The following is a 26953-nucleotide window of genomic DNA, read 5'->3' on the forward strand; positions in this document are numbered from 1 at the left end:
GGTCGGCAAGCCTTTGTCTTTCATCGTGAATTGCGGGAAATCGCCGTGCTATTGCGACATTGCGGGCAAAGCGCGAACTTCGTTCTCGGCAACAACTTCCACTTGGATGGTTTTGTTGCTGGTCATGTTCATGACGCGAATGATCGCGCCTTTTGCCCCGTCTTCAAGCGCTTTGCCGCGCGCGGTTAGCGACATGTTGGCGGTGAACAATCGGATCGTAACCAGTGCGCCGCGCCGAACAAGGATCGGATTGGAAAAGTCGCGGAACATCAGGGGTTCGTCTGATTTGATCGGGCGCAAAGCTTCTTTGCCGATAACATCGTTGATGTCGCGAATGGCGCCCGCTGGAAGACGTTCCGAGCGGACATTTCGGTATTCAACTTGATCCGGGCGCACGATCTCGCCACGCCGGACGGGTTCGATCACGACGGGAACCTGTGCCAGGGGGAAATATCTGCCGCTCATGCGGTAAGTGCGGCGCTGGGCTGTTTGCGTGCCGGTGGTGACACTGGCAATGAACCGGTTTGTCCGTTGGTTGACGTCAAGACCTGTGATCTCGACTTCGGCCGGTACATCGACAGGCAGATGGATTTGAAATGTCTCGCCGGAAAGGTCGACAGTAAAGGGCGGCTTTATTCCATGGTCGACAAGCGCATCTTTGATCGCTTCGGAAATTTCGTCGATGGAAATTGTCTGGCTTGCGCGGGTGATGACGATCTGGTCCGCCGTCGTTCGGGGGCGCCATGCAATTTTGTTTCGCTGCGCGATGCCATAAAGCCAGCGGTAATCAAGAACGGTTTGCCGCCCGGGCTGCGGGGAATGGGAAACCGGAATATCAGCCTGTTCAACGTCTATGCCGCTGAAAATGTCTCCCAATGTCACATATTGCCCTTCGACAACCGCATCAGGGCGCAACAGGATATTGGTATCCAGTTCTTGGGAGCTGGACGACGATTGCGCGTGAGACGGTACCGGGTTGCTCAGCAGCACCGGAAGCAAAAGGGCAAGGACAAGGAATATTTTCTGCATTTTCATCCGCCAACCATAGCACGGAACTGTATAAATCGCGTAAACGCAGTTAACGCGGGAAACCACTTTTTCCAAGGCTGCCCGCGCATTCATTTTCCAAGAAATTTTATCAGTTCGGAACCGTATCGAATTAACGCAGGTTGCTGACGGAGCTCATCATTTCATCCGTGGTCGAGATTGATTTGGAATTCATCTCGTATGCGCGCTGCGCCTTTATCAGGTTGGTGATTTCCTGAACGACGTTGACGTTTGAGGATTCCAGATAGCCCTGCTGAACGGTACCAAAACCAACAGAACCAGGAACACCGGTGGTGGCATCACCTGACGCCTCAGTTTCGAGGAACAGGTTATCGCCAAGCGCATCAAGCCCGGCTGGGTTGATGAAGGTTGCAAGCTGGATTTGTCCCAGATTCTGAAGTGCAACCTGGCCATCGATTTCGGCGAGCACTTCTCCTGAGGTGTTGATGGTGATGGACGTCGCGTTGTTTGGCACGGTGATACCCGGCTGAACGGCAAAACCATCTTTGGTTACGATCTGTCCATTGGCATCGAGTTTCATAGTGCCGTCACGGGTGTAAGCTGTTTCACCACTGGGCAAATCGATCTGCAGGTAACCGCGTCCCTGTATGGCAACATCAAGCTCGTTTTCGGTCAGAGATAGGGTGCCCTGACCCATATAACGCCCTATGGCTGCAGTTTTTACACCGAGGCCGACCTGAACGCCGACAGGAACAATTGTCCCAGTATCGGATGACGGGGACCCGGCGCGACGCAGATCCTGATATAGCAGGTCCTGGAATTCGGCGCGCTGGCGTTTATAGCCGGTGGTGGTCATGTTGGCGATGTTGTGCGAGGTCACATCCACGTTGGTGGATTGTGCCTGCATGCCAAGGGCTCCAATATCAAGTGATCGCATCTTCTGTCTCCTCGGTCTGCGCCATGGGCGCATATGAATTCTTTAGGGCGGGCGCCCGTTTGATCAGGCGCGAACATCGCCCAGTTTGCTAATCATGTTACGTTGACGCTCGTTCTCGCTTTCCAGCGACCGAGTCACAGACTGATAGGTACGCAACACATCAATCATCTGTGTCATTGAACTGATCGGGTTGACGTTGGATTTTTCAAGGGCACCCTGAACAACGCCGGGATTCTCAACCGGCTGGGCTCCATCGGGATCGTTCGGGTTTTCTTTGATGATGCTGTATAGGGAGCTACCTGTTTTATTCATATCCTGAACGTTATCAAACGTTACAACCTGCAACCGGCCTATCTGACCGATATCGGTTGAAATGCTACCATCGCCTTTGATTTTGACTTGTCCGTCTGCTTCATTGAAAAAAATAGGCTGGCCAGCATCGCTCAAGACCGGTAGCCCTTGATTGGTGACAAGCTGTCCGCCTGGATCAACAGTGAAGTTACCGTTCCGTGTATATTGCACACCGGTTGGGGTCTGCACTGCAAAGAACATATCCGGCTGGCTCAGTGCCACATCAAGCGGTTGTTCAGTGATTTCAATGTTGCCTACGCGTGTGTCGCGAAACTGCGCGATATCCTGAACAAGTGATATTTCACGCTCGCCGCGGAAAGGCGCGTCCTTGTTCTTCGCAACCCAATCGGTGAACATCATCTTTTCTTCCTTGTACCCGGTCGTGTTCATGTTCGCCAGGTTCTGGGAGATATTGTTCATCATGCTGCGGAGCGTCTTTTGACGCGACAAAGCGATGTAGGTAACGTTTTCCATAATTTTGCTTTCCCAAATCGGGTCGGTGTTCTGAACAGCTTGGAAGCGAAAGTTATGCCAGTTGTCTTAAGTTAATGAAATTGAACGATAAAATTTTGATCGGCATTTGTTGCCGCGCATCTTCTGAGCCTGCTTTGGCAGATCCTGCCGTGCATTATTGCCGGGTCACCTATGCCGCGGGTGATAATCGGTGGTTCCTGAACTAATGTGCTTTACAGAGTCGCTTGCATGGAAAGAGGCGGGAAACGGAATTTTAACGTCGAGGTATTATGTCTCATCATTCCGGCATAGTGTTTGCTGGATAGACAGGGTAACGGTTTTGAACGCAGGGTAACGCAGACCGATGGGTGATGATGTCGACGAAATAGAAATGGATGGTGGCGGGGGACGCAGCAAGAAATTGCTGGTCGTGGTTATCCTGCTGGTACTCCTGCTATTGGGTGGTGCTGCTGCGGCCTATTTCACGGGGCTTCTTCAGCCTGTGATTGACATGGTGACCGGCGGCGGAGGGGATCACACCGAAGAAGTGATTTCCGAAAGCGCCATCGAAGAGGCGCCGGGGGTTCCGCAAAATGTCGGGTTTGTCGATTTGCCGGAAATTCTGGTGAACCTGAACGCCGGAGGCGGTAAGCAAAGCTATCTTAAAATACGCGTCAGTCTGGAAGTTGCAGACCAGAGCATGTTGCCCCAGATCGAGCAAATGATGCCGCGTATTGTTGATAACTTTCAGGTTTACCTGCGTGAACTGCGACCGGAAGACTTGGCTGGCTCCGAGGGGATGTTCCGCCTTCGTGAAGAATTGCTGATCCGTGTCAGTGCTGCAGCAAAGCCTGCAAAAATCAACGACGTTCTGTTCAAGGAAATGCTGGTACAATAAGGTGCTGGCGGCAATGCCAGAGACACCATACAAGAAAGTATATGGGCAAGAAAGTAACGGGCCAGAAGGGCCAGGGACAAATCGCCGATGGCAGATGAAGATGATGATGACGCACTTGCCGCTGAATGGGAAGCCATGGCAGGCGGTGACGAGGATGGAGACGACGGTGGCGAGGATATGGCCGCCGAATGGGAATCCATGCTTGGCGATGAAGATGGCGGTGGTGAAGATGAGGATGTTGGCCCCGGATCTGCGCGTGTTCTGAACCAGGATGAAATTGACAGTCTACTTGGTTTTGATGATGGATCGGGCGCGGGTGACCAATCCGGCATTCAGGCGATCATCAACTCGTCGATGGTGGCATATGAACGTCTGCCGATGCTCGAAGTTGTTTTCGACCGGCTGGTGCGCATGATGTCCACCTCGTTGCGTAACTTCACATCCGACAACGTTGAAGTATCGCTTGATAACATCCTGTCGCTGCGTTTCGGGGATTATCTGAACTCGATCCCCTTGCCCGCCATGCTGGGTGTTTTCAAGGCGGAGGAATGGGACAACTATGGGCTTCTGACGGTTGATTCTGCGCTGATTTATTCCATCGTGGATGTGTTGCTGGGCGGGCGTCGCGGTACGGCGGCAATGCGTATTGAAGGTCGTCCCTACACCACGATTGAGCGCAATCTTGTCGAACGCATGATCCATGTGGTTCTCGGGGATTTGTCGGCGGCATTTGATCCATTAAGCCCGGTGACCTTCCGGTTCGAGCGCCTTGAAACCAACCCGCGTTTTGCGACCATTGCCCGTCATGCCAATGCTGCCATCGTTGCAAAGCTGCGCATTGACATGGAAGATCGCGGTGGTCGTCTGGAACTGCTGATCCCATATGCAACACTGGAGCCGGTTCGTGAGCTGCTGCTTCAGATGTTCATGGGGGAAAAATTCGGTCGAGACTCGATCTGGGAAAACCACCTGGCGAACGAGTTGTGGCAAACCCATGTGAACCTTCTTGCGGTACTCGACGAGCAGATCATGTCGCTTGGCGATGTGATTAATCTGGAAGTTGGCAACCGTTTGGTTCTTAATACCAGTCCGACCTCGCCTGTCGAGGTTCGGTGCGGCGATGTGCCCCTGTTCAAGGGGATGATGGGGCGCAAGGGGGACAGGATCGCGATTCAGGTTCGTGACCGGGCGCGGCATAACGAGGACGACAGTTGATGGACTATGCCATCTATCTTGATCTGGTAATGATTGTGTTGCTAATTGCGACGATCATCTACGCCATGATCCTGAGCCGTCGTTTGGCGGCGTTTCGTCGCAATCGCGAAGAAATGCAGAACTTTCTGACGGCTTTCAATGCGGCAAACGAACGAGCCGAAGTTTCAATCCGCGCGCTGAAGGAAATGGCCGAGCAATCCGGCGAAAAATTGCGTGAAGATATCGAAAAGGCCAGTGGGCTGCACGAAGATCTGTCCTTTATGGTAGATCGGGGTGAAAGCATTGCCAACCGACTGGAAAAGGCGGCAAGTGATGTCAATGCCACCCGCCGCGGTGTCGGCGGGGCAAAGTTTGCCGAGGCCGGAAATGTTACCGGTAACGAGCGAAACAACGTTGTTGATGACAGGCAGGGTGTTGAAACCCGAGCAGAGGAACTGGCTGCCCGGTTGATGCGTGATGTTGAACGCGGCGCAATGCCTGGCGCATCGACGTCTTCTTCGACCGAACCGTCTGGTGGCGGATATGGTTCGGGCATGCGATCTGGTGGATCGTCTGTACACGAACCTGCTTCTGATCCTTATGAACAAGATGAGGATGCCGGGCGCTCCGAAGCCGAACGTGAACTTCTCGCTGCTTTGCGGTCTGTCCGTTAGAGGCGTTGCGGATAGGATCAATCAGATAAAATCGCCATGATTGCTAAAAAACAGTTAGGGCGTCTTTTTTCGACAAATTTGGTACCTACCTGTTAGTATATGATTTGAAATTCAATATGGGCGTGAAAGCGTCCCATTTTCCGGGTGAGTGAATGTCTGCTGTGCGTATCCTACCGTTGGTGGTCGTGGTTGGTTTTGTCGTTTTAACGGTCAAGATCGTCGGACTGTTTTCGGATGAGCCCAAAGGCGATGAAGCTGCTGATGCATCTGGTATCAGTGTGGTTCAGGTTGCGCGTGCCCAGGCTCCTGATCCGGCGGTGGCTCCGGATCAACCTGCGGAAACAGGTGTGCCCGGGCTTGATGACCCGATGGGGATGATGGAAGGTGACGGCACTGGGGGTATTGATGGCGCAGGTGATGCGCCGCCGATGCTGGGCGGTGATCCGACCCTTTTCACACAGGAAGAAATCGATCTTTTGCAGAACCTTTCGGTGCGGCGCTCGGAACTTGATCGCAAGGAACAGCGCCTTGATGAGCGCGAGAGCCTTCTTGCTGCTGCCGAAGCCCGGATTGACGCCAAGATCGAAGAAATGAAATCGCTTAAAACTGCGATCGAGGATTTGGTGGCAACCAAGGAAGAGCAGGAAAGTGATCGGATCAAGAAGCTGATCAGTGTCTATGAGAAAATGAAACCGAAGGATGCCGCGCGTATCTGGAACGATCTTGATATGGAAATCCTGTTGCAGGTTGCACTTGGTATGCGCGAGGCAAATACTGCTGCTGTTTTGGCGGAGATGTCGCCAGACCGCGCACGTGCTCTGACAACAGAGTTGGCTTATAAACAGGATATAAACATGTTGCCGCTTCAATAATCTCAAATGGTGCTGATCCGGGGCGCTGACCGTTATCTGGAAGGGCATCAACCAGACGATTATTACAGTGTGTTCAACATGATGGGTGTTATTAGGGAATTGTGAAAAGCCTTGATTAACCATTGTTAAATAGGTACATCACGATTATAGGGGCCTTACCCTTATGCACAGGGAATACAGGGGTAAGGGTGAGAGATTTGATAGCATGATGGAGTGGTGAATGGCCGTCGATCCGAATATGCCGATCCTGATTGTGGATGACTACAAAACCATGTTGCGTATCATCCGCAATCTCCTGCGGCAGTTGAACTTTACGAACATCGAAGAAGCGACGGATGGCAGCATGGCTTTGCGCAAACTGCGCGAAAAGTCGTTCAGCCTTGTGATTTCTGACTGGAATATGGAGCCGATGACCGGTCTTCAGCTTCTGAAAGAAGTTCGCGCTGATACAAAGCTGAAGGATCTGCCCTTCATCATGATCACCGCAGAGGCGAAAACCGAAAACGTTGTCATGGCAAAAAAAGCCGGCGTTTCGAATTATATCGTCAAGCCGTTCAACGCAGAGACGTTGAAGGGCAAACTCACCACCGTGATCGGTGAGTTTTGATTAGGGGCGCGGGGCTTTAGTCCCGCGATACCGTAGATGTCCAAAACGTCCAAAGACGAATTGCGGCAGCTGTTGCTGGACCTTAAAGCGCGTCTTGATGGCGATGAGCTTAAGGTCGAGCAACTGTCTGACCTGATGGATCAGCTTTCCCGCTTTGTTTCGGAAGGTGACAAGCCATCAGACGACCAGAAACGCCTGTTTGGTGAACTGGATGAACTTTCGGGCATCATTCGCAAGATGAAATCCGAAATAGCATCTTTGCGGCCGGACGATATCAAGGCGGAATATATTCCCAACGCAACGGACGAGCTCGACGCGATTGTCGATGCAACCGCCGGTGCGACGCATGAAATCCTTGATGCGATGGATACGCTTGAGGAATTTGCTGCAAGTCTTCCCCCTGAGCAGGCTGAAATCGTAACCAGCGCGACCATGCGCGTTTATGAAGCCTGCAACTTCCAGGATATCACCGGTCAACGTACGACCAAGGTGATCAAGGCCCTGAAATCAATCGAAGAAAGGGTCGAGGGTTTGGTCAAGGCATTTGGTGATGAAATTGCCAAATATGCTGCGTCCAATCCGCGGAAGAAAAAGGAACCTGAAGGTGAAGAAGCCTTGCTGAACGGGCCGCAGCTCGACGGCAAGGGGGTTTCGCAGGCTGACATCGACGCGATGTTTAGCTAAATGGGACGGTTATGGCGGAAATAGAGGACGACGGACCAAGACCACCAAGCCCGCCCGCAAACGGTGCCGTAGCACTGTTCCTCGCCCTCTATCTCCTGCTTCTGGCATTCTTCATCCTTCTGAACACGATTTCGACATTCGAAGAGGTCAAAACCCGCGAAGTACAGGAAAGTCTGTCTTCCGCGTTTGCGGCCATTCTGCCACCAACCACCAGTTTGCAAACGGTAACCTCGATTGAGGGGCCGGTGGTTTCGGCCGAAGATACCCAAGACAAGCTGGGATCATTATTTCAGACAGCGATCAAGGTCGTGCGCGTCCAGGTGATACAGCCGGGCACGCTGATGGAAGTCATCATGCATGTCGACCAGTTGTTTGAACCCAACTCGATTCTAATCAGGGACCGTCAAGGCGAATTCATGGATCAGCTCGCGGAAGTGCTGGCCGATGACAGTGGTTATGCGTCCTACGAGATGGAAATGGTCATGGGCAGCGAGGTCGGTTCAAAAGGCACTGTCGAGATTGCAAACAACCTTCAGATCGGTCGGGCAGGTGCATTCGCCCGCGACCTTATTGATCGCGGGGCCCCAGATAAAAATCTTTATGTTGGCATCGATCCAGGGGCTGATCCTTTTATCGTTACTTTCCGTTTCTTCTGGAATTTCGGGCCCAAAGAGCCACCAGCACCGGTAACGACACCAGCCAACGCAGGCGGTACCAGCAATGGTGCGATACCGGCACCTGCGTCGAATGGTTCGGGTAACGCTGGCGGTGGAAAAATGCTTATTCCATTGCCTGGCGCAGGCCAGCCAGGGATAAACGCACCGATTCCCTTGGCTCCGCAATCCGGGGGGAACGGCTGATGGATGAACCAAAGCGCGATGATGGCCCTAAAGGGCCGCCGCCATGGATGCTCAGCCTTGCGGATCTTATTTCGCTTCTACTGACTTTCTTCGTGATGCTGTTTGCAATGTCAAAGGTCAAGATTGACCGTTGGGACGAGGTTGTTGATTCTTTGTCCCAGTCAATCAAACCGTCACCGGTTGAAGAAAGCGATGAGCCCGTTGCGCAGCTTAATATCCCGCGTGTGTATCGCAAGCCCGCGATGAATCTTGATTACCTGAGCGCTGTAATCGATGACGCCATCGATGACAACGATGTACTGGGTGATGCCACGCTGAGCCGTGAAGCAGATAAGCTTGTGATTTCGTTACCCGGGGACATCCTGTTTTTCAGTGGCAGTTCCGAGATGACGGATCAGGCCCGAAAGGCGCTGTTTGTACTTGGCGGAGTACTTGGGAATATCGGGAACCGGATTGGTGTGCAGGGGCATACTGACCCGCGCCCGCTCAGCGGTCGCGGACTTTATGCTTCGAACTGGGAGCTTTCCCTTGCCCGTGCTGCTGCCGTTGCCAACGAACTTAAAAGATCGGGCTATACAGATTACATAAATATTTACGGATTTGCGGCATCAAGATACGACCAGCTTCCGGTTATGGCAGACGAGCAGGCACGTTTCACAATGGCTCGTCGGGTCGACATTGTTATTGAACCCCATAGCGGAAGCGGGATCGGAGGTTCGTAAGAATGCTTTTGGTCGTAGCGCGTTTCCTGCTGGCTGCCGTGATTGTGGTAGCCAGTCTGGCAGTATTGCCAGTTACCGGAATGCGCCCCGCACTCGCTCAGGCGGCAGATCCCGTGATCATCCGCTCGGGCGCACATAGTGGCTATGGACGTATCGTTCTGCAATGGAACAAGCCCGTCAATTACACCGCTGAAATCATCGGTGACCAACTTGTTGTGCGTTTTGACCAGCCGCTGGTTGCTTCCATGCGCGGTGTTCTTGGCCCCGTATCCGATTATGTCAGCGATGGTTTTTTTGATCCGGACGGACGTACGGTCGCCTTCGTCCTACGAGACGATTTCGAAGCCCGTGTTTTCAATGTCGGCACCAATGTCGTCCTTGATATTCTGGATAAACCGGCTCTCGCACCTGCTCCTGTGCAATCCGCGTCACCCGCGCCAACGCCGCCCCGTCCTGCACCAAACCCACAGGGGGAAGTTGCGTCCGAACCATTCCCAACACCGCAAACCCGGCCGGATACGGCATCTTCACCTGTAGTTGTTACACCTGTCGCCACCGCGCCGGAGCTTGAAATTCGGGTTGGGCGGCACCCGACATTCTACCGTCTGGTTTTTGATTGGCCCACCCGCACGGATTATGTGTTGAATGGCGATCAGGGTAATCAGATATTGGCCTTCACCAGCCCTGCCCGCATCGATGCTACTGGTGTAACGCGTCGGTTGCCGGAAGGTGTCACCTTGCGCCAAAGTGCAACAGATCCTTTATCTGTTGAGATCGCGACAAATCCGCCGCGCGCGTTGCGTCATTTCCGTTCAGGCAACAAGGTTGTTGTTGATCTGATGGGAGTCCAGGGCGACCCTGCCGATTCCAGTGCATCGAGAGCCGCTGCGCCGCCGACCACGGCAGCCAGACGCACGCCATCCCCAAGCCCCGCACCTGCTGCGCCTGCCGCACCAGAAGTGCCGTCGCAAACAACTGGGGAAACGCCCGGTGTTGCTGAGGCTGCGGGGGGAAGCCCGTCGTCCCCCGTGAATGATCCAATTGCACGTGGTTTGGCGGAACAACCCGATATTCCGATTTCGCCAGATGCTGTTGCGCCAGCACGCGAAAGTATTGGCAATCTTGCGGTGACAGTCGCCCAGGATGCAACCAAACTGACACTGGGCTTCCCGTTCAACCGTCCGGGGGGGGCTGCAATATGGTCGCGTGCCGGCTTCCTTTGGATGGTTTTTGATGTTCGCGCGAACCTTGATCTGGATGCCGTGCGTCAGAATGCCGCCCAGATCATCGGAGTGATCGAGCAGATCGACAGTCCTTATGCGACGGTATTGCGCATGACCATCCCTGACGGTGTGGGGCTTTACAGCACACCATCAGAAAATGGTGACTGGGATGTAACCTTGCAGCAGGGCTCCATGCAGCCGATCGAACGGCTGGGACCTTCTATTGAGCTCGATAATCAAACTCGCGCCCGCCTTGTTGTGCCGTTGATCAATATCAGCCCTACAATTCCGATTGAAGACCCGGAAGTCGGTGATTCGCTTCGCGTCGTGCCAACACGGGAAATGGGGTATGGCATCGAGACAGCGTTGCGGTATCCGGATTTTGAAGTTCTTCCGTCGGTGCAGGGCGTTGTCGTCGCACCGGTTAACGAAAGTGTACAGGTCACGAACCGGGATGATGGAAAGGCGGTTGTGGTGACGGCTGCCGACGGTTTGAATATCTCGCCCGAGGGGGCACGCCTTCTGGCATCGGCGACAGGGGTGCGCGCACGTGCGGGGGATGGCCGCGAAGGTTTGATTTTCGAACTGGATGATTGGCGCCGCGGTGGGCTTGATAACTATAACACGGCAATTCATCAGTTGCGTCGCGATCTGGCCGAAAGCGGTGATGAGCATCGGAACAAGGCACGTCTTGAACTGGCGCAATATTACCTGGCAAACGGGCTTGGCCCCGAAGCAGACGCGGTTGCCTCGACAATGGAAGACGACGACCCGCTGATTGCCCAGAAACTGCAGTTCCGTGCACTTAAGGCAGCAATCAAGTTTCTTGATCGCGAATATGATGAGGCGGCCCGCCTTCTGGAGGATGAGCGCCTGCGTGCCATTCCCGAAATGCAGTTGTGGCGTGCGGTGACGTTTGCTGCGCGTGGTCGTCCGAATGACGGGGCGCGTGATCTGCTTGAAAGCGTTCACATCCTTGATAACTATCCGCCAGAATTATTGTCGCGGCTGGGGCCACTTGCCGCGGAGCAGGCCCTGATCGTTGGTAATCCGGACGCGGGTATGGACCTGATCGAGAAGATGCTTGTGACCAAGGGGATCAACCCGAGCAAGATCAAGGATGTCGAGTATCTTAAGGGCATTTTCGAAGAAGAAGCAGGCGAATTTGAACAGGCTATTGCAACCTGGGACGAGGTTGCCGAGGGCAGTAATCGCAAAGCGCGGGCGCACGCAATATTTGACCGCACCGAGCTTTTGATGCGGCTTGAACGGCTGACACTTGATGATGCGATCGAGCAGCTTGAAAAACTGCGTTTTGCATGGCGTGGCGATGGGTTTGAGATGGCATTGCTGCGTAGACTTGGCGAATTGCAGATCAAGAACAAGCAATATCGCGAAGGCCTTAATACCCTGCGTCAGGCGGCGATCTTCTTCCCCAACAGCCCGTCGGCGACCGAAGTCACCGATCTGATGCATAACACGTTCGAATCAATCTATCTGGGTGACGAGATCAACAACATCTCGGCTATCAAGGCTGTCGCGCTGTATGACGAGTTCCGCGAACTGACCCCGGCCGGAGAAAAGGGCGATGAGCTTATTCGTCGTTTGGCTGACCGCATGGTTGACGTTGAATTGTTCGATCGCGCCGAAACTCTTCTGGAGCATCAGGTCGATTTCCGCCTGACAGGAACCGAAAAGGCACGCGTCGGTGCACGTCTGGCGCTGGTGTATCTACTTGATAACAAGCCCGAAGAATCCATTCGCGTGCTTGATAACAGCGACGTTCCCGGGGTATCCAGTGAATTGGAAACCCAGCGCCGTCACCTGCGTGCGCGCGCGCTCCTCGATACCGACCGCGGGGCCGAAGCCATGGCATCGCTTGAAGGTGATCTGTCCAAGGATGCCGAGCTTTTGCGTGTCGAATATTACCGGGATACCCGCGACTATCTCTCTGCTGCTGAAACCTTCCAGCGCCTTGTGGGTGAGGATCAGGGCAATGTCATTGAGAATTTTGGTGACGAACGTGCCCGCTATGTCCTGAATTGGGCGGTCAATCTGGCGATGGGCGGGCAGGAACGCACGCTTAATATGTTGAAGCGGCGCTATGGAATTGTTATGGCGCAAAGTCCGTATGCCGAAGCCTTCAGCCTGATCACCTCCAGTCCGTCTCAGGGCTTGATCGACTATCGCACGTTGGCCAACAAGGTTGATGAAGTCGAGAGTTTCCAAGGATTTCTGGGCAATTATCGTGATCAGTTGGAAAAGTCACAGCTTAGTGCTATAAACTAATAGTGATATTAATGTTTTGATTGGCTTTCTGTGTCTGTAAGGTTCGGAAGTCGGGTCTTGTCCTATTTGGTGGAAGCAGTGCTGTGATGGATCGTGCACTCAAAATGGTCTATTACGATGACGCGAAGGTTGAGCGTGATATTTTCGCGCAGCTTTCGCTTGCGCTGAGGCATTTTCGCGGCGTTGGTATGCCGCGCGACGAGGGTGCCACCCGCAAAATTCTTGATCAGATTCACCGTCAAAGCCGTGCCTTTGCTGCCATTTGCTATGGCTTCATGCGTTCCAAGGGAATCGGTGTGGCCGAGGATCAGGGCGAAGGCGAACAGTGGTACCGCGAAGCGGCATACTGGTTCCGCGAAGAGGCACTGGGTGGTGAAGGTATTTCAGCCAACAATCTTGGTTATCTTTATGCCAAGGGGCTTGGGGTTCCTGAAAACCCGGAAACAGCTGCCGAATGGTTTGAACAGGCTTCGGAAAACGGTTCGATTGCTGCCCTTTATAACCTTGGGGTCTGCTACCTAAATGGATGGGGGGTTGATCAGAGTGACGAGATGGCGGTTGAATATCTCCACCGCGCGAGCGAGCAGAATGATCCCTCCGCGGCAAGTGTTCTGGCCTATCTCTATCTTGAAGGACGCGGGGTAAGACGCGATCCGTCGAAATCGTTTGAATATAACCTGCGCGCGGCACGTGCCGGCAGCGTAGAGGCGGCATCAGCACTTGGTTATGCGCTTGGCGTCGGGCTGGGTGCGGAACGCAATATTGCCGAAAGCATCAGCTGGTTTGAAATGGCGGCGAACGAGGGCGATACCTATGCTCAGGCCAATCTGGCTATGTATTTCTGTCATTCGTCGGATCTGAAGCTGTTTAATCGTGGCTGGACCATGTTGATGAATGCTTGTGATCAGGGCGATATTTCTGCCAAATACCAGATGACGCAGATATTGATCTTTGGCGTCGCCCATCGTGAGCCGGATTATGCTGCGGCACTTGATCTTGCCATGGACCTTGCTGAACTTAGCCATCCGGGCGGTTATCACCTGATCGGTGTGATGTATGAACATGGTCTTGGTGTGCCGGTTGATATGGCCCGTTCGGCAAGCTGGTATGAACGTGCCGCACGTAAAGGCTCGGCTAACGGGCAGGCGGCTTTGGGGCGGCTTTATGCGATTGGCAGTGGTGTCGATCAGGACAACATCATGGCTTATTACTGGCTGCGGATGTCAGCACCCTCGGCCGGAAGCCAGGCTTACCGTGAAATGGAAGCGGTGCGTGCACGCATGAATGAACGTGAACGCCAGCAGGCGGACCGCTACGTTGCGGATAACCCTGCACCGCGCAGTGGCAGCTTTGGTCTTAAGCCACTTGAAAAGAACGTCTTCAAGACGGGTAAGCGCTCTGCCTGACGCAGGTCCAAGTCATAATCAAAAAGCCGCCTGCTTCTGCAAGGCGGCTCAGACTGCTGACAAAGTCCTCGCCATTGGCGGGGACTTTTGATTCAATGGGGAATGCTTAAGAAACCCAGCCCACATCAAACCGAACTTGAGATGGTGACACTCGACAGTTTGGTCCCCAGCGATCATTTGCTTCGTAAGATCGATGCCGTGATCGATTTCAGTTTTATCCATGCGCGCGTGGCCGATTTGTACTGCGCGAACAATGGCCGTCCCGCCCTTGATCCGGTGATGATGTTTAAGGCGCTGTTCATTGGCTATCTGTTTGGCGTGCGCTCGGAGCGCCAGCTTGTGCGCGAGATTGAGGTCAATGTCGCCTATCGCTGGTTTTTGCAACTCAAGCTGACCGACAAGGTCTTTGATGCCTCGACCCTGTCGCAGAACCGGCGGCGTCGATATCATGATGCCAGTGTTGCGCAGGATATTTTTGACGAGATCGTCGAGCAGGCGATCAGGCACGGGCTGGTGGATGGTAAGGTTCTCTATACCGACAGCACGCATTTGAAGGCCGATGCCAACAAGAACAAATGGGACCGCGAAGTGGTTGCCAAATCGCGCGCGGCCTATTGGGATGATCTGGATCTGGCGATTGAGGAAGACCGGGCGGCTCATGCGAAAAAGCCGCTCAAAGCCAAGGAACGCCAGCCGGTTGAGAAAAGAAACCAAGATCAGCCGAACCGATCCCGACAGCGGATATATGGTACGCGACGGCAAGCCCAAGGGCTTTTTCTATCTCGATCACCGCACGGTCGATGGCAAGCTTGGGATCATTACCGACAGTTACGCCACCCCGGCCAATCTGCATGACAGCATTCCCTATCTCGACCGTCTTGACCGACAAAGGCAGCGTTTTGACCTTGATGTTATCGCCGTCGGACTGGATGCGGGCTATGCGACCGCCGCGATTGCCAAAGGCCTTGAAGATCGTGACATCCTTGGCGTGACGGGCTATCGCCGCCCGAACCTTCGGGAAGGCTACATCCCCAAACGCAAATACGTTTATGACCCTGAACGTGATGCTTATCGCTGCCCCGAAGGTCAGCTTCTGTCTTATGCGACAACCGACCGAAATGGATACCGCCATTATCACAGCGACCCGGAAAAATGCCGCACCTGTCCTGTGCTGGCTTCCTGTACCGCCAATGCCCACCACCGAAAAACTGTCACGCGCCATGTCTGGCAAGACGCCAGAGACCGGGCTGACGCCTATCGTCTGACAGAGTGGGGTAAGCGGGTTTACAAGCGCCGAAAAGAGACGGTCGAACGCTCTTTTGCAGATGCCAAACAGCTTCACGGTCATCGATATGCAAGGTTCCGGGGACTGATCAATGTCAAATGCCAATGTCTGCTGGCCGCCGCCGCCCAAAATATCAAGAAAATAGCCCTGGCTTTGGGCCCCAAGGGGCCAATCGCCGAGGGATAATCCCCTCGGCACACTCAAGCCGGCTTTCAAAAACCTCTAAAAGAAAAACCCCGCCAAAATATGACGGGGTTTGTCAGCGGTCTGAGCCGCCTGCTTCTGCAAGGCGGCTTTTATTTTGTTGTTCTCGTAAATGCTGGCTACCCGCCGAAACTTTCGACCAGTGACCCCGATATCAGATACCATCCATCGACCATCACAAAGAATATCAGCTTGAAGGGTAACGAGATGATGACCGGCGGCAGCATCATCATACCCATCGACATCAGGATACTGGCAACCACCATGTCGATGATCAGGAACGGGATAAACAGCAGGAAGCCGATTTCAAACGCACGGCGCAGTTCACTGATCATGAAAGCCGGGATCAGAGCCCGCAACGGAATGGTTTCTGGTCCGGTGACTTCGACATTTGCAAGATTGACGAACAGTTCAAGGTCGCGGTCGCGGACCTGCGTCATCATGAAGTCATGAACCGGTCGCACCGATCTTTCCATGCCTTCAAATTCGTCGATATCGCCGTTGATCATCGGTTGCAGGCCTTCGTCCCAGACCCGCTCCATCGTTGGCATCATGATGAATAACGTCAGAAACAGCGCCAGACTCACCATGACCTGATTGGGCGGCGATTGCTGAATGCCAAGGGCAGTACGCAGCAGGCTGAGAACCACCACGATCCGGGTAAAGGATGTCACCATCATCAGGATAGCGGGTGCAAGGCTAAGCACCGTGAGCAGACCGATAAGCTGGATCATCCGGCCAGACGACGTTACACCCGGACCATCCCCAAGGTCGAAATTGAATGTCTGCGCGTGAACGGTATCACCACCAAATCCGATGGCAATCAATGGCACCAGCGACCAGATCGCGATCAGAACCAGCCAGCGCGGCACGTAACCGTTACGCGCTTGATGCTTCTGTTTGGTTCGATCCTGTCGGGAATGCGAAATGAGCGCGATGGTCATGCGGGTTGTTTCCCGTTGGTCTTTGTCGGCGGGGTATCGATTGGTGATGCATCCGGCAGGCCGTCGTCACTGTGAATGCGGATATCGTCGCTGAGAACTTCGGAAAAATGGGTGCCGATATTGCGTTCGATCACGCAATCGCCGGACGGCCCCAGCAGTAACAGATGTTCCGTGTCGTCGCGTTTAAAAAGAACCAGACGTCTTTTTGTATCAACAGGAACGACTTCCACGATGGAAAGTCGGCGTTCCTTGCTGCGGCGGTTGATGTTGCGCGCACCGGGGATAAAACGCCGTGCCACCAGCGCCAAAACCCCGATCATGCCCAGCACAAAAACCAGAGCAGCCACAAATCGGAAATAAGCGCTAAATTCCATCAGGTTACCTTCCCCGCGACGAACCTGTTGCATAGCCCGATTCAGTCAACCGGAACCTGTTCTGTTTACCGTGCACGGCCCCGGCAGGCAAGTCACCATGCAGTTCCGCGATCAGATGGCAAGTTACGGAACGGCGGGACTTGTGTTGCTTAGCGGGTGGTGCGGGCAGCATTGGCATAGGCATTGGTTGCCTGTGCATTGTTGCTAAGACCGCGCAACTGGCGTTGCAGTTCGGAATACTCCTTGTGCATTGTGGTTTCCAGACGCGCGAGATCGTCGGTTAGTGCCGCCAGAAGTGGGGCGACTTCGCGACGCTGGTCGCTGCTCATGGCACGGGCCTGAACGCAAAGATCGGAAATCTTGGTTTCGAGTGTATTGAGTTCGACCACTTTGCCGTCATCAACAAATCGTTGGCTGGCAGTGATCAGAGACAATACCCGTTTGAGATCTTTCTTGAACTGGTCGGGTTTGAATTGTTCAGGGCTCATTTGGATCTTCCCGGTTGAGATCTGCAAAACTGGTTGCCGACACCTGATCGATATTCGATGTTGTCGACCGCTTCTTGGCCGGATCACCGTAAATCCGGTTGATACGGTATATGTAGTTCAGAATTTCGGCGACAGCGGCAAACGCTTCGAGCGGAATTTCGCTGTCGACGTCGACGGCCATCAAAATTTCGGCAAGATCGCTGTCTTTTCGGACTTTGATCCCGTTAGCAAAAGCCAGTTGCAAGATTTGTTCCGCAACACTGCCTTCGCCCTTTGCGCTTAATATCGGGGCGTTATCCCGGCCATGCGCATAGCGTAACGCCACAGCTTTCTGATCGCCGGAACCGGGCGCGGCAAGATTTTCCGTGCCAATTTCGCGCGGATCGGTGATGTCGACCTTGGGTCGGTTACCAGTCATTCTTGCCCATCTCGCCAAAATCCAGCGTCTTGATTGACTCTTATTACCTTAGCAAGCCTCGACCATAGCTTGAAGATGGTCAACAAAACGTTGCGCCGATGGTCAGCAGGGTAAATGTCGTTGAGGAGGGGCGGTAATGTAAAGCACGCATTAGGGGGGCTTGTATGCAGAGGGTCAATATCCCGGCTACCTGCCAGGAGGATGACGATAGTGCCTGTCGTATGTCGGTGGTCTTGCTTCCCCGGCTCTTGCCGGTAGATCGCGCGACCGGAAAATCAGTCTTTACCGTCGTCTTTGTCAGCGTCAGGACTGTTTTTCATATTGTCGGCAACCGCATTGGCCACCTGGCCCAACTGATGCACAAGATCCGCACTTGCCGAAGCCGAGCGGTTTTCTTCCTGAATGCGATCATAAAGTTCGCGACGCAGGACCTGCACATTTTCGGGAAAGGTGAAGCCCAGCTTCACGGTTTTGCCGCGAACCTCAACGACGGTAACTTCGATGTTGTCGTCAATAACAACGGAGTCGCCAACTTTTCGCGTGAGATAGAGCATGAAATGTCCCGGTTTCGATAGATGGCGAAAGAAGTTCACCAGACGCGACACAATATGCCCGCTTTGTTCGCCGCGGTCCAGTGCCACCAATCATAGCTAAGCCTGACATTGTAATTTAACGATTTTCCGACATTTGGCACGGTATATGCAAAGTAGGTTTCAGCATTGGGCCGGGCGGCAAAAAAAAACGCCTTTCTCATAATCTCGGTCTCGATCCGGGCCGTGCGTTAACTTCGGCTTTACCGGACCGCCCAATACTGGGGGCGCGATAATAGGAGCAGGCAATGGATATCGGCAAACTCAGCATGTTCGCCAATCTGAAAGAAAAGATGGATTGGCTGACACAGCGTCAGGAAGTCATCGCGCAGAATATTGCCAACTCCGATACGCCGAATTATCGCCCTGACGACCTTAAAAAATTCGACCCGAAAACCGTTGGTCGCGACCGTCAATTCATTCTGGCGATGCAGGCAACCACACCGGGTCACAGCCAGGGGCTGCACAAACCGCAGAACTTCAAGGACGAGGAAGTGCGTAAGAACTATGAAGTGGCACCTGGCAAAAACGCCGTGATCCTTGAAGAACAGATGGTCAAGATGAACGAAAATCAGGTCGATTATCAGACCATGACCAAACTTTATGCCAAACACAAAACAATGATGATTTCGGCTTTGGGGCGTTAATTGGCAGCGTTGAAGGAATAAGCGATCATGGAACTTTACAAAGCTTTTAAAATTTCCGCTGCCGGCATGCGCGCACAGGGTACCCGCCTTCGTATCGCTGCTGAAAACGTTGCCAACGCCGACAGTCTGCCGACTGCACAGGGGCAGGACCCGTACCGCCGCAAGCTGCTGACTTTCAAGAATGTCATGGATCGCGAAGTTGGCGTCGAACTGGTCAAGGTCAATAAAGTCATGACGGACAAGTCCGATTTTGGTATGAAATACGAACCAAGCCATCCGGCCGCCAACGATCAGGGCTATGTGCAGACCCCGAATGTTGAAACACTGGTCGAAATGATGGATTTGCGCGAAGCACAGAGAAGCTATGAAGCCAACCTCAATGTGATACAGTCTTCGCGTAGCATGTTGCTCAAGACCCTTGATATTCTGCAGTAGTTTAAAAAATATCTGGTCTGCAAACGCCGCTTTAAGGATACGAACCGATGGTTGCCAGTTTTAACGATGCCATTTCTGCCTACCGGAACGCTGCAAGCGGCAAAACCGCAAGTGTCGCCGAACGTGTTGGCGGTAACGGTCAGACGGTCAATCCGGGGGAAAGTTTTGCCGACATGGTCAAGGGGGCGGCAATTGATGCCCGCGCAACCATGATGAACAGCGAACAGATGACCCAGAAAGCAATCGTTGGCGATGCAGAACTGCATGAAGTGGTCACCGCTGTGTCGGCGGCCGAAGTCACGCTGCGTACCGTGGTTAGTGTCCGTGACAAGGCAGTCGAAGCTTATCAAAGCGTATTGAGCATGCCGATCTGACGGTGATTGAATTGTCGGATGGATGCCTGGGACAAGCCGCACGATTTTCGTGCGGTTTTTTGTTTTCGGGGCGATCAAATTGAAATTGCAGGAAATCATGGCCCATCACCGGCCTTATCCTGTATGAATGGTGTAACGTGACGGAAGACGAGGCAGGAAGACCCTATGGATCAAGCGGAAATCATGGACGTGGCCTATGATGCCGTATGGACGTTGATCAAGGTGACGACTCCGTTGATGCTCATCGCGTTGGGGGTCGGTCTGATCATTGCTCTTTTTCAGGCTTTAACCCAGATTCAAGAGATGACACTGACTTTCGTTCCTAAGATTCTGGTTATTTTTATCGCTTTACTGGTGCTTCTGCCTTTCATGATGACCGAGCTGACGGAGTTTATGGGGCGAATGGTCGACCATTTTATTGGTTTGCCTAATTAGGAAGGCACTGTTTTCCTTGCAGAAGTTGTTTCGTCGTATGGCGATGTGGTGACGAAAGCTGTCGCATGAATCTCGACGATTTTTTGAGCTTGAATGTCTATGTGGTCCTGATGAGTTTCGCCAGGATTGGCTCGGCTTTCGCCCTTATGCCTGGAATCGGCTCCAGAATGGTTCCCGCGCGTGCCCGGCTTTTATTCGCTTTTTGGGTGTCAGTCCTGATCTCGCCTTTGTCTTCACCGCTGATTCCAGCGCAGCCTGCGGATGCGTTGACGACATTCGTCTATCTAGTTCACGAAATCACGATCGGGCTGTTTTTTGCCCTGTTTGCACAGGTTATGATGGCAAGCTTGCAGATAGCGGGCTCAATTATTGCCTATACATCATCTCTTGCGAGTGCTTTTACCAACGATCCGATTTCGGGGGCTCAAAGTGCGGTTACCGGCAATTTTGTTACTCAAATTGGCTTGGTTCTGCTGTTCGCAACCGGAATGGATCATTTGATGATCCAGGCAATCTTTGAGAGTTACTCTCTTTTCCCACCCGGCGGAGTGTTGCCTGCTGGTGATATGAGTGAATTTTTTGCGCGTGCAATTAACGAAAGTTTTTTGATCGCGATTAAGCTCTCTTCGCCGTTTCTTTTGGTTTCTATCGTGTTTCAGATCGCACTCGGACTGCTCAATAAATTAATGCCGCAATTGCCCGTGTTTTTCGTCGCCATGCCAGCACAAATTTTATTAGGGTTTTTGTTGCTTGCTCTGGCTTTGCCTACCATGATGATGGTGTTTCTTAATTATTATGAAAACGGATTGGAAAGTTTTGTAAATCCGTAATTCTTTGCCTCTGTTCAACAACAGGGTGGCTAAAGTCAAGGACCTGAGATGGCCGAAGACGACGACGACAGTCAAAAAACAGAAGACCCCACAAGTAAAAAGCTTGAAGACGCCCGAAAGAAAGGCCAAGTCCCCGTATCGAAGGAAGTGGGGAGCTTCATGCTTTTATTTGGTGGCGGTCTCGTTATGTTGATGGTCGCTCCTGGTATGGCAGAAACAATTCGCGATATGGCGGTTGCCTATATTGCTCACCCTCATCTGATGGATGTTAGCAATGCTGGAATACCCGCTTTATTCAGGCAAATTTTGACTGGCATGTTTTACATACTGGCGCTGCCGTTTCTGTTACTGGTTTGTTTCGCTGCTGCAGGTCATCTCTTGCAAAATGGTCTGGTCATTGCCGTAGACCGCATTGCACCAAAGCCTGAAAAACTCAATCCGTTAAAAGGCCTGAAAAACCTCTTCTCGATGAAGAGCATGGTCGAGTTCGCAAAAAATATACTCAAAATCGCCTTGGTCGGGGCGGTATTGGGATTGGTTATCTTTCCCGAGCTAATGGATATCGAACTCTACCCGCAGATCCCGATCGAATTACTTTTGGAACGGCTTTACGACATGATTGTCATTCTGATGATCGCGGCCATTTCATTGACAGCGGTGATTGCCGGGCTGGATTTTGCCTATCAGCGGTATGAATTCAATAAACAGATGAAGATGTCCAAGCAGGAGATCAAGGACGAATATAAACAGACTGAGGGCAGCCCGGAAATCAAGGCCAAGGTCCGCCAGATCAGGATGCAGCGCGCCCAGCAACGCATGATGCAGAACGTTCCGACCGCCGACGTCGTGATCACCAACCCGACCCACTATGCCGTGGCGCTTAAATACGACATCAATGCGATGGAAGCTCCGATGTGTGTGGCCAAAGGTCAGGACAATATCGCGCTTAAAATCCGTGAAGTAGCCGAAGAAAACAACGTGACCATTATGGAAAACCCGCCAGTTGCGCGTGCCCTGTTTGCAACAGTGGAAGTCGATCAGGAAATCCCGCCGGAACATTACAAGGCGGTGGCCGAAATCATCTCGTTCGTTTTCCGCCAGCGTGGCAAGAAGCTGGGCTGACTGCGCGACCTCCTGCCAATCGCAAATTCGGCCTTTCGACATTATTGCGCCAAAATTCAGCCGTTAATCCCGGTGACAAGCAGCCTGCCTCGTTATCTGTTTGTTTCTGTTTCCGGGAAGTCCTCAAAACATGCCTGCCTTTAAAAGTGCCGTTCTGGCAACTGCTGCCATTCTATTTTTTATGGTTCCGTTTGGGATATCAATGGCTGCATCGGCCAATGATCGACTGTTGGATGCCATTCACACGGTTGAAACCCGGCTTGATGCGCGGGTTGGTGTCAGTATTCTGAATGTTGAAAACGGACGGGAATGGCAATATCGCGCCGATGAACGTTTTCCGTTAACCAGTACCTTCAAGCTGCTTGCCTGTGCGGCGGTGCTGCATAAGGTAGACCGTGAAAGCGAAATGCTGGATCGCCGGATTACTTACCGCTCAGATGATCTGGTCACTTATTCCCCGATTACCGAAAAGCATGTTGATAGCGGGATGACGATTGGGGAGCTGTGCGAAGCCGCATTGCATCTGAGCGATAATACAGCGGCGAACCTTGTTCTGGATGTGCTGGGCGGGCCAGATGTGCTGACGGCTTATTTGCGTGAGATCGGTGACGATGTGACGCGCCTTGATCGAATCGAACCTGATTTGAATGCTGCAACACCCGGCGATGCGCGCGATACGACTACACCGAACGCCATGCGTGCCACGCTTACCTATTTGTTGTTTGGTGATGCACTGTCTCTGGAATCCAGACAACTTTTGGAAGATTGGTTGACGGGAAATCAGGTTGGTGGTCCGTTGCTAAGGGCCGGTTTACCTGATGATTGGAAAATTGCGGACCGCACTGGTGCGGGGGGCTTTGGATCGCGTGCGATTGTTGCTGTGATCTGGCCGCCGGAACGAAAACCAGTGATTGCTGCGATCTATATCACGCAGACTTCGGCCTCAATGGGGGAGCGGAACGCTGCGATTGCCGATCTGGGGCAGGAAATTGCCGCTGCGATCATGCGCTAGGGCGCGATCCCACGCAGGTGCATGATGCGTTCCAGCTAATGTAAAACTTGCCGGTAGCCAGTCAGGCCAATAGCAGCTAAAAGTATAGAGCAATATTGTAAGTTATTGGCGTTAAAGGCGGTCGCGTGCTGTTTCGGGGAATTATCCTTGCTGTAAGTGTCGCATTTGTCGCTTTTGTTTATGTCCTGTTACAGGTCATGGCAAAGGCTGGTCTTGATGCGCGTATCATGTGGATCATCGGGTCCATGGTAACTGGGGTGGCGATCGTCGCGGTGGCCGCTCTGTCCCTGTCTGCGCGCTGGCGATCATCAACTGATCGTGATCTCGCCCCGCTGTTAAGTGGCCTGTCGCATTCCGATATCGGCGTTGCCCTGATTGATGCCTATGGCCGCACGCTTTATGCCAACCCCGCGTTCCCCCGCAAGCTTGGTATTGAACCGGGCGAAGACATGCTTGCCGCCCTTGAGGCACGGTTAAGTTATCTGGACGTCGGCAGTTCCGAGCTGGCCGATTTGCGGACACGTGCAATGCGGGGGGAAGCGGGCGAGATTTATGTCGATTTTTCGCAAGCCAAAAAGCGTGAACAGCTTGCGCTTGCTGCACCTTCCGACACCGCGGCAGATGATGCCGAACGAAACAGTGATACCGCGATCGACGATGCTTCGGCAGAAAACATTGTTGAAGAAGCCTATGATGCGGGTACGGTCTGCCTTCGGATTTCGGCAACAGCAGCAAATGCGCGCGCCGGTCAGATGCTTTGGACCGTTGACGGTATCGATCCATCTGCGATGCCCGAAGCAGGACGTTCGCTTGTCGTTGTCGAACAGTCTGCTGCCTTTGGCGCGTTTGTGACGGGTTCCGACGATGAGATGACGGTCGGCGGGGTGGCTTCGCGGATGGCAGATGGTGCCGGAAGCGAGCAGGCTGATCAGATGATTGAGCGCCTGCCTGTGGGGGTTTGCGGTCTTGATGAAGAAGGTCGTATTCTTTACCTGAACCGGCGTCTGGCAAACTGGTTGGGCGGTGAACCGCAAGATTTTGCCAGTGGTACGCTGGAACTGGCGGACCTTATCGTCGGCGATGGCATGAATGGCGAAGTCAAGCTTAAGGTCAAAGGTGGCGAGCCGATCAAATGCTTTGTCACTCATTCGATCAATGCGCCCGGCACCGGTCCGATTCGAAGCCAGGCCGTCGTATTCCCCGATCCGATGCCAGCCCATGAATGGGAACATGCCCTTGCCGAAACCGAGCGTCGGGTGCGCTGGTTCTTTGATGACAGTCCGCTTTCGATTGTTCTGGCTGATATGTCGGGCACGGTTACCGACGCCAACCGTGCCTTTATCGAAACGGCGGGTCAACGTCATGAACGGGTGATTGGTCGTTCCATTCTTGAACTGATCCTGCCGGAAGACCGCGACGAGGTCGCGCGCTATCTGTCCAAGGCCGTCATGGGCATGGGCAAAGGCGGCCAGATCGAGGCTCGCTTGCAAGGCTCGCGCGGCGTTGCCGCGCAGATTTACCTGCAACGTGTGGCCGGACGGTCGGGTGAAGCCGGTGCGCTTCTGCTGAACTTCCTTGATACGACCGAACAAAAGAACCTTGAGGAACAATTTGCCCAGTCGCAGAAAATGCAGGCGGTCGGGCAGCTTGCGGGTGGGGTTGCGCATGATTTCAATAACCTGCTGACCGCGATGATCGGCTTCTGCGATCTGCTGTTGTCGCGCCACGGGCCGGGTGACCCAAGCTTCGCCGACATCATGCAGATCAAACAGAACGCCAATCGTGCCGCCAATCTTGTCCGGCAGCTTCTGGCGTTTTCGCGCCGTCAGACATTGCAGCCCAAAATCATCAATATCACCGATGCGCTGGCGGAAATGTCGAACCTGCTGCGCCGCTTGATTGGTGAGAAGATCGATCTGAAGGTCAGCCATGGTCGCGATATCGGTTTGGTGAAGGTTGATCCGGGGCAGCTTGATCAGGTGATCATCAATCTGGTTGTCAATGCGCGCGATGCCATGGCAGCCAATGGCGGGACCCTGACGGTTCAGACCGGCACCGAGATTGTTGACGAAGCCCGCAACACAGGCACCGAACTGATCCCGCCGGGGGATTATATTCGGATCGAGGTTTCCGATACCGGTATCGGCATTCCCAAGGATAACCTGACGCGTATTTTCGAACCCTTCTTTTCGACCAAGCAGCGGGGCGAGGGCACAGGCCTTGGTCTGTCGACCGTTTACGGGATCGTCAAACAGACCGGTGGTTTCGTGGCCGTCCAGTCCGAGCCCGGTGTCGGCACGACCTTTACGATCTATCTTCCGCATTACGAGGCGACCGAAGAAGAACTGGCCGAAACCCGTGCGGTGGCCGAAGAAGCCCCCTCACGCGATCTGACCGGTACCGGCGCGATCCTTCTGGTCGAAGACGAGGACGCGGTGCGGACATTCGGTGCGCGTGCGCTTCGCGGCAAAGGCTATGACGTGCTTGAAGCCAATAATGGCGATAACGCGCTTGAAGTTCTGGCGAAAACCGATAAGACCATCGATCTGGTTATTTCCGATGTGGTGATGCCAGGTATTGATGGCCCGACCCTGATCCGTATGTTGCGCGAAAAACGCCCGGATTTACGCGTGATCTTTATTTCGGGCTATGCCGAAGATACCTATCGCGACGAACTTGACGAAGAAAACGGCGTGCATTTCCTGCCCAAGCCCTTCTCGCTGAAGGAGCTTGCGACCAAGGTCAAGGAAGTGCTTTAAGAAGCCAGACTCGTTCTCATAAGCTGGCTGCGGATTCTGCCCCCAATGTTGATTGTCAAAATTGTTTGCTGTTCGGATCATGTGTCCCGTCACGGACCGGGGACGATGAATTAATGTGTCCTCGCAATATCGGCCTTTGCACGTTTTGCCATGAATTCGGCAAGCATGCGACTTTCCGTATGTCTGGCCTGACAGTTTTGGTTCTGGTTTCGATCCTGAGCCTTTCAACATTAACCCGCGCCAGTGAAAAGTGCCTGTTTATTGCCATGCCCGAAGTCCGGATGACCGGGGACGGCATCGAGCCATATCGTTCTGCCATGCAACAGGGAGGGCTATGCGTCAAACCTGTGCGCATGCCCCTTGCAAGGGTTGCTCAGGCATTGTCCCATGGCGAAATCGACGGTGTTTTTGCCGAGCTTGAGGGATTTCAGCAAAATGTTGACCGGCCGATCCTAAGGGGAAATATACGTGTTGGTTTGGTGGACGGAATGCTGGTTGTACCGTCGGGAAAGATATCGGGAATTGACGATTTAAAGGATGAAACCGTTGGTGTTTGGCTGGGGGCGAAGTGGTCTAACGCACTTTTGGCTGATTATCCCAATGTCGTGCATGTTCCGCGCGGTCCCGAAATGATGCAGAAGATGCTGCAATACGGGCGATTGGATGCAATTCTGCTTGATAACTATTCGTTGTCGGTCACCGGCGGTGTCCCCGACGGATTTCAGGCTGTTCCTGTCATGAGCCTTTCAGTTTACAGCTGGCTTGCTGCGGACCATGCCGATTTGCTCCCAGCTTTTGATAGGGGCACGGAACTGTTTTTACAGACGATCATCGAGTGGCGCCAAAAGGGACAATAAC

The 26953-nt window shown here is 53.3% G+C and carries 28 protein-coding genes; 20 read left to right on the forward strand and 8 right to left on the reverse strand.

Annotation, left to right across the window (positions count from 1 at the left end):
• Positions 1-48: 48 nt before the first annotated feature.
• From flgA to flgF, 3 genes are all read right to left on the reverse strand, one after another.
• On the reverse strand, positions 49-1029 hold the full coding sequence (flgA, locus tag TH3_RS03880) for a flagellar basal body P-ring formation chaperone FlgA (RefSeq protein ID WP_139328332.1): 981 nt from the start codon (positions 1027-1029) through the stop codon (positions 49-51).
• A 130-nt stretch (positions 1030-1159) separates the two neighbouring features.
• Positions 1160-1945 (reverse strand): flagellar basal-body rod protein FlgG, encoded by a 786-nt coding sequence (gene flgG / locus TH3_RS03885; protein ID WP_007092335.1) that lies wholly within the window; start codon positions 1943-1945, stop codon positions 1160-1162.
• Between the two features lie 63 nt (positions 1946-2008).
• A complete protein-coding gene (gene flgF / locus TH3_RS03890) occupies positions 2009-2770 on the reverse strand; it encodes a flagellar basal-body rod protein FlgF (protein WP_007092336.1) in 762 nt (253 codons plus the stop codon).
• A 343-nt stretch (positions 2771-3113) separates the two neighbouring features.
• On the opposite strand from flgF, the gene TH3_RS03895 reads away from it, so the two are divergent.
• The 11 genes from TH3_RS03895 (at position 3114) to TH3_RS03945 (ending at position 15649) form a co-directional block, all read left to right on the forward strand.
• Positions 3114-3647, forward strand: a complete 534-nt coding sequence (locus TH3_RS03895) for a flagellar basal body-associated FliL family protein (RefSeq protein WP_007092337.1) — start codon at positions 3114-3116, stop codon at positions 3645-3647.
• An 87-nt stretch (positions 3648-3734) separates the two neighbouring features.
• Positions 3735-4862: a flagellar motor switch protein FliM gene (gene fliM / locus TH3_RS03900; RefSeq protein WP_007092338.1), complete on the forward strand. Its 1128-nt coding sequence runs from the start codon at positions 3735-3737 to the stop codon at positions 4860-4862.
• Entirely contained in the window at positions 4862-5515 is a 654-nt protein-coding gene (locus tag TH3_RS03905; protein ID WP_007092339.1) for a DUF6468 domain-containing protein, read from the forward strand. The genes fliM and TH3_RS03905 overlap by 1 nt, the downstream gene beginning before the upstream one ends.
• A gap of 152 nt (positions 5516-5667) precedes the next feature.
• Complete coding sequence (locus TH3_RS03910) at positions 5668-6387, forward strand: MotE family protein (RefSeq protein ID WP_007092340.1); 720 nt, start codon at positions 5668-5670, stop codon at positions 6385-6387.
• A 220-nt stretch (positions 6388-6607) separates the two neighbouring features.
• Complete coding sequence (locus TH3_RS03915) at positions 6608-6994, forward strand: response regulator (protein ID WP_007092341.1); 387 nt, start codon at positions 6608-6610, stop codon at positions 6992-6994.
• Positions 6995-7030: 36 nt separating this feature from the next.
• Positions 7031-7678, forward strand: coding sequence for a protein phosphatase CheZ (locus tag TH3_RS03920; protein WP_007092342.1), 648 nt, complete (start codon positions 7031-7033; stop codon positions 7676-7678).
• Between the two features lie 11 nt (positions 7679-7689).
• The gene (locus TH3_RS03925) at positions 7690-8538 is read left to right on the forward strand and encodes a flagellar motor protein MotB (RefSeq protein ID WP_007092343.1); all 849 of its coding nucleotides are present in this window, start codon (positions 7690-7692) and stop codon (positions 8536-8538) included.
• Positions 8538-9260 (forward strand): OmpA/MotB family protein, encoded by a 723-nt coding sequence (locus tag TH3_RS03930; protein ID WP_007092344.1) that lies wholly within the window; start codon positions 8538-8540, stop codon positions 9258-9260. The genes TH3_RS03925 and TH3_RS03930 overlap by 1 nt, the downstream gene beginning before the upstream one ends.
• A 2-nt stretch (positions 9261-9262) precedes the next feature.
• A complete protein-coding gene (locus tag TH3_RS03935) occupies positions 9263-12772 on the forward strand; it encodes a tetratricopeptide repeat protein (protein ID WP_007092345.1) in 3510 nt (1169 codons plus the stop codon).
• An 86-nt stretch (positions 12773-12858) separates the two neighbouring features.
• Positions 12859-14178, forward strand: coding sequence for an SEL1-like repeat protein (locus TH3_RS03940; RefSeq protein WP_007092346.1), 1320 nt, complete (start codon positions 12859-12861; stop codon positions 14176-14178).
• A gap of 102 nt (positions 14179-14280) precedes the next feature.
• A protein-coding gene (locus tag TH3_RS03945) for an IS1182 family transposase (RefSeq protein ID WP_040059618.1) occupies positions 14281-15649 on the forward strand; the annotation gives its coding sequence in 2 pieces (ribosomal slippage) (positions 14281-14880 and positions 14882-15649; 1368 coding nt in all).
• 137 nt (positions 15650-15786) lie between these two features.
• Here the strand turns inward: TH3_RS03945 and fliP are convergent.
• From fliP to csrA, 5 genes are all read right to left on the reverse strand, one after another.
• Complete coding sequence (fliP, locus tag TH3_RS03950; RefSeq protein WP_007090585.1) at positions 15787-16611, reverse strand: flagellar type III secretion system pore protein FliP; 825 nt, start codon at positions 16609-16611, stop codon at positions 15787-15789.
• Positions 16608-16985: a FliO/MopB family protein gene (locus TH3_RS03955; RefSeq protein ID WP_007090584.1), complete on the reverse strand. Its 378-nt coding sequence runs from the start codon at positions 16983-16985 to the stop codon at positions 16608-16610. Before TH3_RS03955 ends, fliP begins: the two co-directional genes overlap by 4 nt.
• A gap of 149 nt (positions 16986-17134) precedes the next feature.
• Positions 17135-17473 (reverse strand): flagellar protein FliT, encoded by a 339-nt coding sequence (gene fliT, locus TH3_RS03960; protein ID WP_007090583.1) that lies wholly within the window; start codon positions 17471-17473, stop codon positions 17135-17137.
• A complete protein-coding gene (locus tag TH3_RS03965) occupies positions 17463-17891 on the reverse strand; it encodes an EscU/YscU/HrcU family type III secretion system export apparatus switch protein (protein ID WP_007090582.1) in 429 nt (142 codons plus the stop codon). The genes fliT and TH3_RS03965 overlap by 11 nt, the downstream gene beginning before the upstream one ends.
• A gap of 275 nt (positions 17892-18166) precedes the next feature.
• Complete coding sequence (gene csrA / locus TH3_RS23260) at positions 18167-18532, reverse strand: carbon storage regulator CsrA (RefSeq protein ID WP_233421836.1); 366 nt, start codon at positions 18530-18532, stop codon at positions 18167-18169.
• 197 nt (positions 18533-18729) lie between these two features.
• On the opposite strand from csrA, the gene flgB reads away from it, so the two are divergent.
• The 9 genes from flgB (at position 18730) to TH3_RS04015 (ending at position 26952) form a co-directional block, all read left to right on the forward strand.
• Positions 18730-19128, forward strand: a complete 399-nt coding sequence (gene flgB, locus TH3_RS03975; protein WP_007090580.1) for a flagellar basal body rod protein FlgB — start codon at positions 18730-18732, stop codon at positions 19126-19128.
• Positions 19129-19155: 27 nt separating this feature from the next.
• Positions 19156-19563: a flagellar basal body rod protein FlgC gene (gene flgC / locus TH3_RS03980; RefSeq protein WP_007090579.1), complete on the forward strand. Its 408-nt coding sequence runs from the start codon at positions 19156-19158 to the stop codon at positions 19561-19563.
• A 47-nt stretch (positions 19564-19610) separates the two neighbouring features.
• Entirely contained in the window at positions 19611-19937 is a 327-nt protein-coding gene (gene fliE, locus TH3_RS03985) for a flagellar hook-basal body complex protein FliE (RefSeq protein WP_007090578.1), read from the forward strand.
• Between the two features lie 165 nt (positions 19938-20102).
• Positions 20103-20372 (forward strand): flagellar biosynthesis protein FliQ, encoded by a 270-nt coding sequence (gene fliQ, locus TH3_RS03990; RefSeq protein ID WP_007090577.1) that lies wholly within the window; start codon positions 20103-20105, stop codon positions 20370-20372.
• Positions 20373-20437: 65 nt separating this feature from the next.
• Entirely contained in the window at positions 20438-21202 is a 765-nt protein-coding gene (gene fliR / locus TH3_RS03995; RefSeq protein WP_007090576.1) for a flagellar biosynthetic protein FliR, read from the forward strand.
• Positions 21203-21250: 48 nt separating this feature from the next.
• Positions 21251-22324, forward strand: coding sequence for a flagellar biosynthesis protein FlhB (gene flhB, locus TH3_RS04000; protein ID WP_007090575.1), 1074 nt, complete (start codon positions 21251-21253; stop codon positions 22322-22324).
• A gap of 181 nt (positions 22325-22505) precedes the next feature.
• A complete protein-coding gene (gene bla, locus TH3_RS04005; protein WP_139328255.1) occupies positions 22506-23336 on the forward strand; it encodes a class A beta-lactamase in 831 nt (276 codons plus the stop codon).
• A 125-nt stretch (positions 23337-23461) separates the two neighbouring features.
• Positions 23462-26095: a hybrid sensor histidine kinase/response regulator gene (locus TH3_RS04010; protein ID WP_007090573.1), complete on the forward strand. Its 2634-nt coding sequence runs from the start codon at positions 23462-23464 to the stop codon at positions 26093-26095.
• A 281-nt stretch (positions 26096-26376) separates the two neighbouring features.
• Positions 26377-26952, forward strand: coding sequence for a type 2 periplasmic-binding domain-containing protein (locus TH3_RS04015; protein ID WP_139328248.1), 576 nt, complete (start codon positions 26377-26379; stop codon positions 26950-26952).
• Position 26953 lies beyond the last annotated feature (1 nt).

The sequence above is a fragment of the Thalassospira xiamenensis M-5 = DSM 17429 genome (assembly GCF_000300235.2).
Taxonomy (GTDB): domain Bacteria; phylum Pseudomonadota; class Alphaproteobacteria; order Rhodospirillales; family Thalassospiraceae; genus Thalassospira; species Thalassospira xiamenensis.

Excerpts from the sequence above, each read along its gene's own strand:
- flgA (WP_139328332.1), bottom strand. The coding sequence starts at position 1,029 with ATGCAGAAAATATTCCTTGTCCTTGCCCTTTTGCTTCCGGTGCTGCTG.
- flgG (WP_007092335.1), bottom strand. The coding sequence starts at position 1,945 with ATGCGATCACTTGATATTGGAGCCCTTGGCATGCAGGCACAATCCACC.
- flgF (WP_007092336.1), bottom strand. The coding sequence starts at position 2,770 with ATGGAAAACGTTACCTACATCGCTTTGTCGCGTCAAAAGACGCTCCGC.
- TH3_RS03895 (WP_007092337.1), top strand. The coding sequence starts at position 3,114 with ATGGGTGATGATGTCGACGAAATAGAAATGGATGGTGGCGGGGGACGC.
- fliM (WP_007092338.1), top strand. The coding sequence starts at position 3,735 with ATGGCAGATGAAGATGATGATGACGCACTTGCCGCTGAATGGGAAGCC.
- TH3_RS03905 (WP_007092339.1), top strand. The coding sequence starts at position 4,862 with ATGGACTATGCCATCTATCTTGATCTGGTAATGATTGTGTTGCTAATT.
- TH3_RS03910 (WP_007092340.1), top strand. The coding sequence starts at position 5,668 with ATGTCTGCTGTGCGTATCCTACCGTTGGTGGTCGTGGTTGGTTTTGTC.
- TH3_RS03915 (WP_007092341.1), top strand. The coding sequence starts at position 6,608 with ATGGCCGTCGATCCGAATATGCCGATCCTGATTGTGGATGACTACAAA.
- TH3_RS03920 (WP_007092342.1), top strand. The coding sequence starts at position 7,031 with ATGTCCAAAACGTCCAAAGACGAATTGCGGCAGCTGTTGCTGGACCTT.
- TH3_RS03925 (WP_007092343.1), top strand. The coding sequence starts at position 7,690 with ATGGCGGAAATAGAGGACGACGGACCAAGACCACCAAGCCCGCCCGCA.
- TH3_RS03930 (WP_007092344.1), top strand. The coding sequence starts at position 8,538 with ATGGATGAACCAAAGCGCGATGATGGCCCTAAAGGGCCGCCGCCATGG.
- TH3_RS03935 (WP_007092345.1), top strand. The coding sequence starts at position 9,263 with ATGCTTTTGGTCGTAGCGCGTTTCCTGCTGGCTGCCGTGATTGTGGTA.
- TH3_RS03940 (WP_007092346.1), top strand. The coding sequence starts at position 12,859 with ATGGATCGTGCACTCAAAATGGTCTATTACGATGACGCGAAGGTTGAG.
- fliP (WP_007090585.1), bottom strand. The coding sequence starts at position 16,611 with ATGACCATCGCGCTCATTTCGCATTCCCGACAGGATCGAACCAAACAG.
- TH3_RS03955 (WP_007090584.1), bottom strand. The coding sequence starts at position 16,985 with ATGGAATTTAGCGCTTATTTCCGATTTGTGGCTGCTCTGGTTTTTGTG.
- fliT (WP_007090583.1), bottom strand. The coding sequence starts at position 17,473 with ATGAGCCCTGAACAATTCAAACCCGACCAGTTCAAGAAAGATCTCAAA.
- TH3_RS03965 (WP_007090582.1), bottom strand. The coding sequence starts at position 17,891 with ATGACTGGTAACCGACCCAAGGTCGACATCACCGATCCGCGCGAAATT.
- flgB (WP_007090580.1), top strand. The coding sequence starts at position 18,730 with ATGGATATCGGCAAACTCAGCATGTTCGCCAATCTGAAAGAAAAGATG.
- flgC (WP_007090579.1), top strand. The coding sequence starts at position 19,156 with ATGGAACTTTACAAAGCTTTTAAAATTTCCGCTGCCGGCATGCGCGCA.
- fliE (WP_007090578.1), top strand. The coding sequence starts at position 19,611 with ATGGTTGCCAGTTTTAACGATGCCATTTCTGCCTACCGGAACGCTGCA.
- fliQ (WP_007090577.1), top strand. The coding sequence starts at position 20,103 with ATGGATCAAGCGGAAATCATGGACGTGGCCTATGATGCCGTATGGACG.
- fliR (WP_007090576.1), top strand. The coding sequence starts at position 20,438 with ATGAATCTCGACGATTTTTTGAGCTTGAATGTCTATGTGGTCCTGATG.
- flhB (WP_007090575.1), top strand. The coding sequence starts at position 21,251 with ATGGCCGAAGACGACGACGACAGTCAAAAAACAGAAGACCCCACAAGT.
- bla (WP_139328255.1), top strand. The coding sequence starts at position 22,506 with ATGGTTCCGTTTGGGATATCAATGGCTGCATCGGCCAATGATCGACTG.
- TH3_RS04015 (WP_139328248.1), top strand. The coding sequence starts at position 26,377 with ATGACCGGGGACGGCATCGAGCCATATCGTTCTGCCATGCAACAGGGA.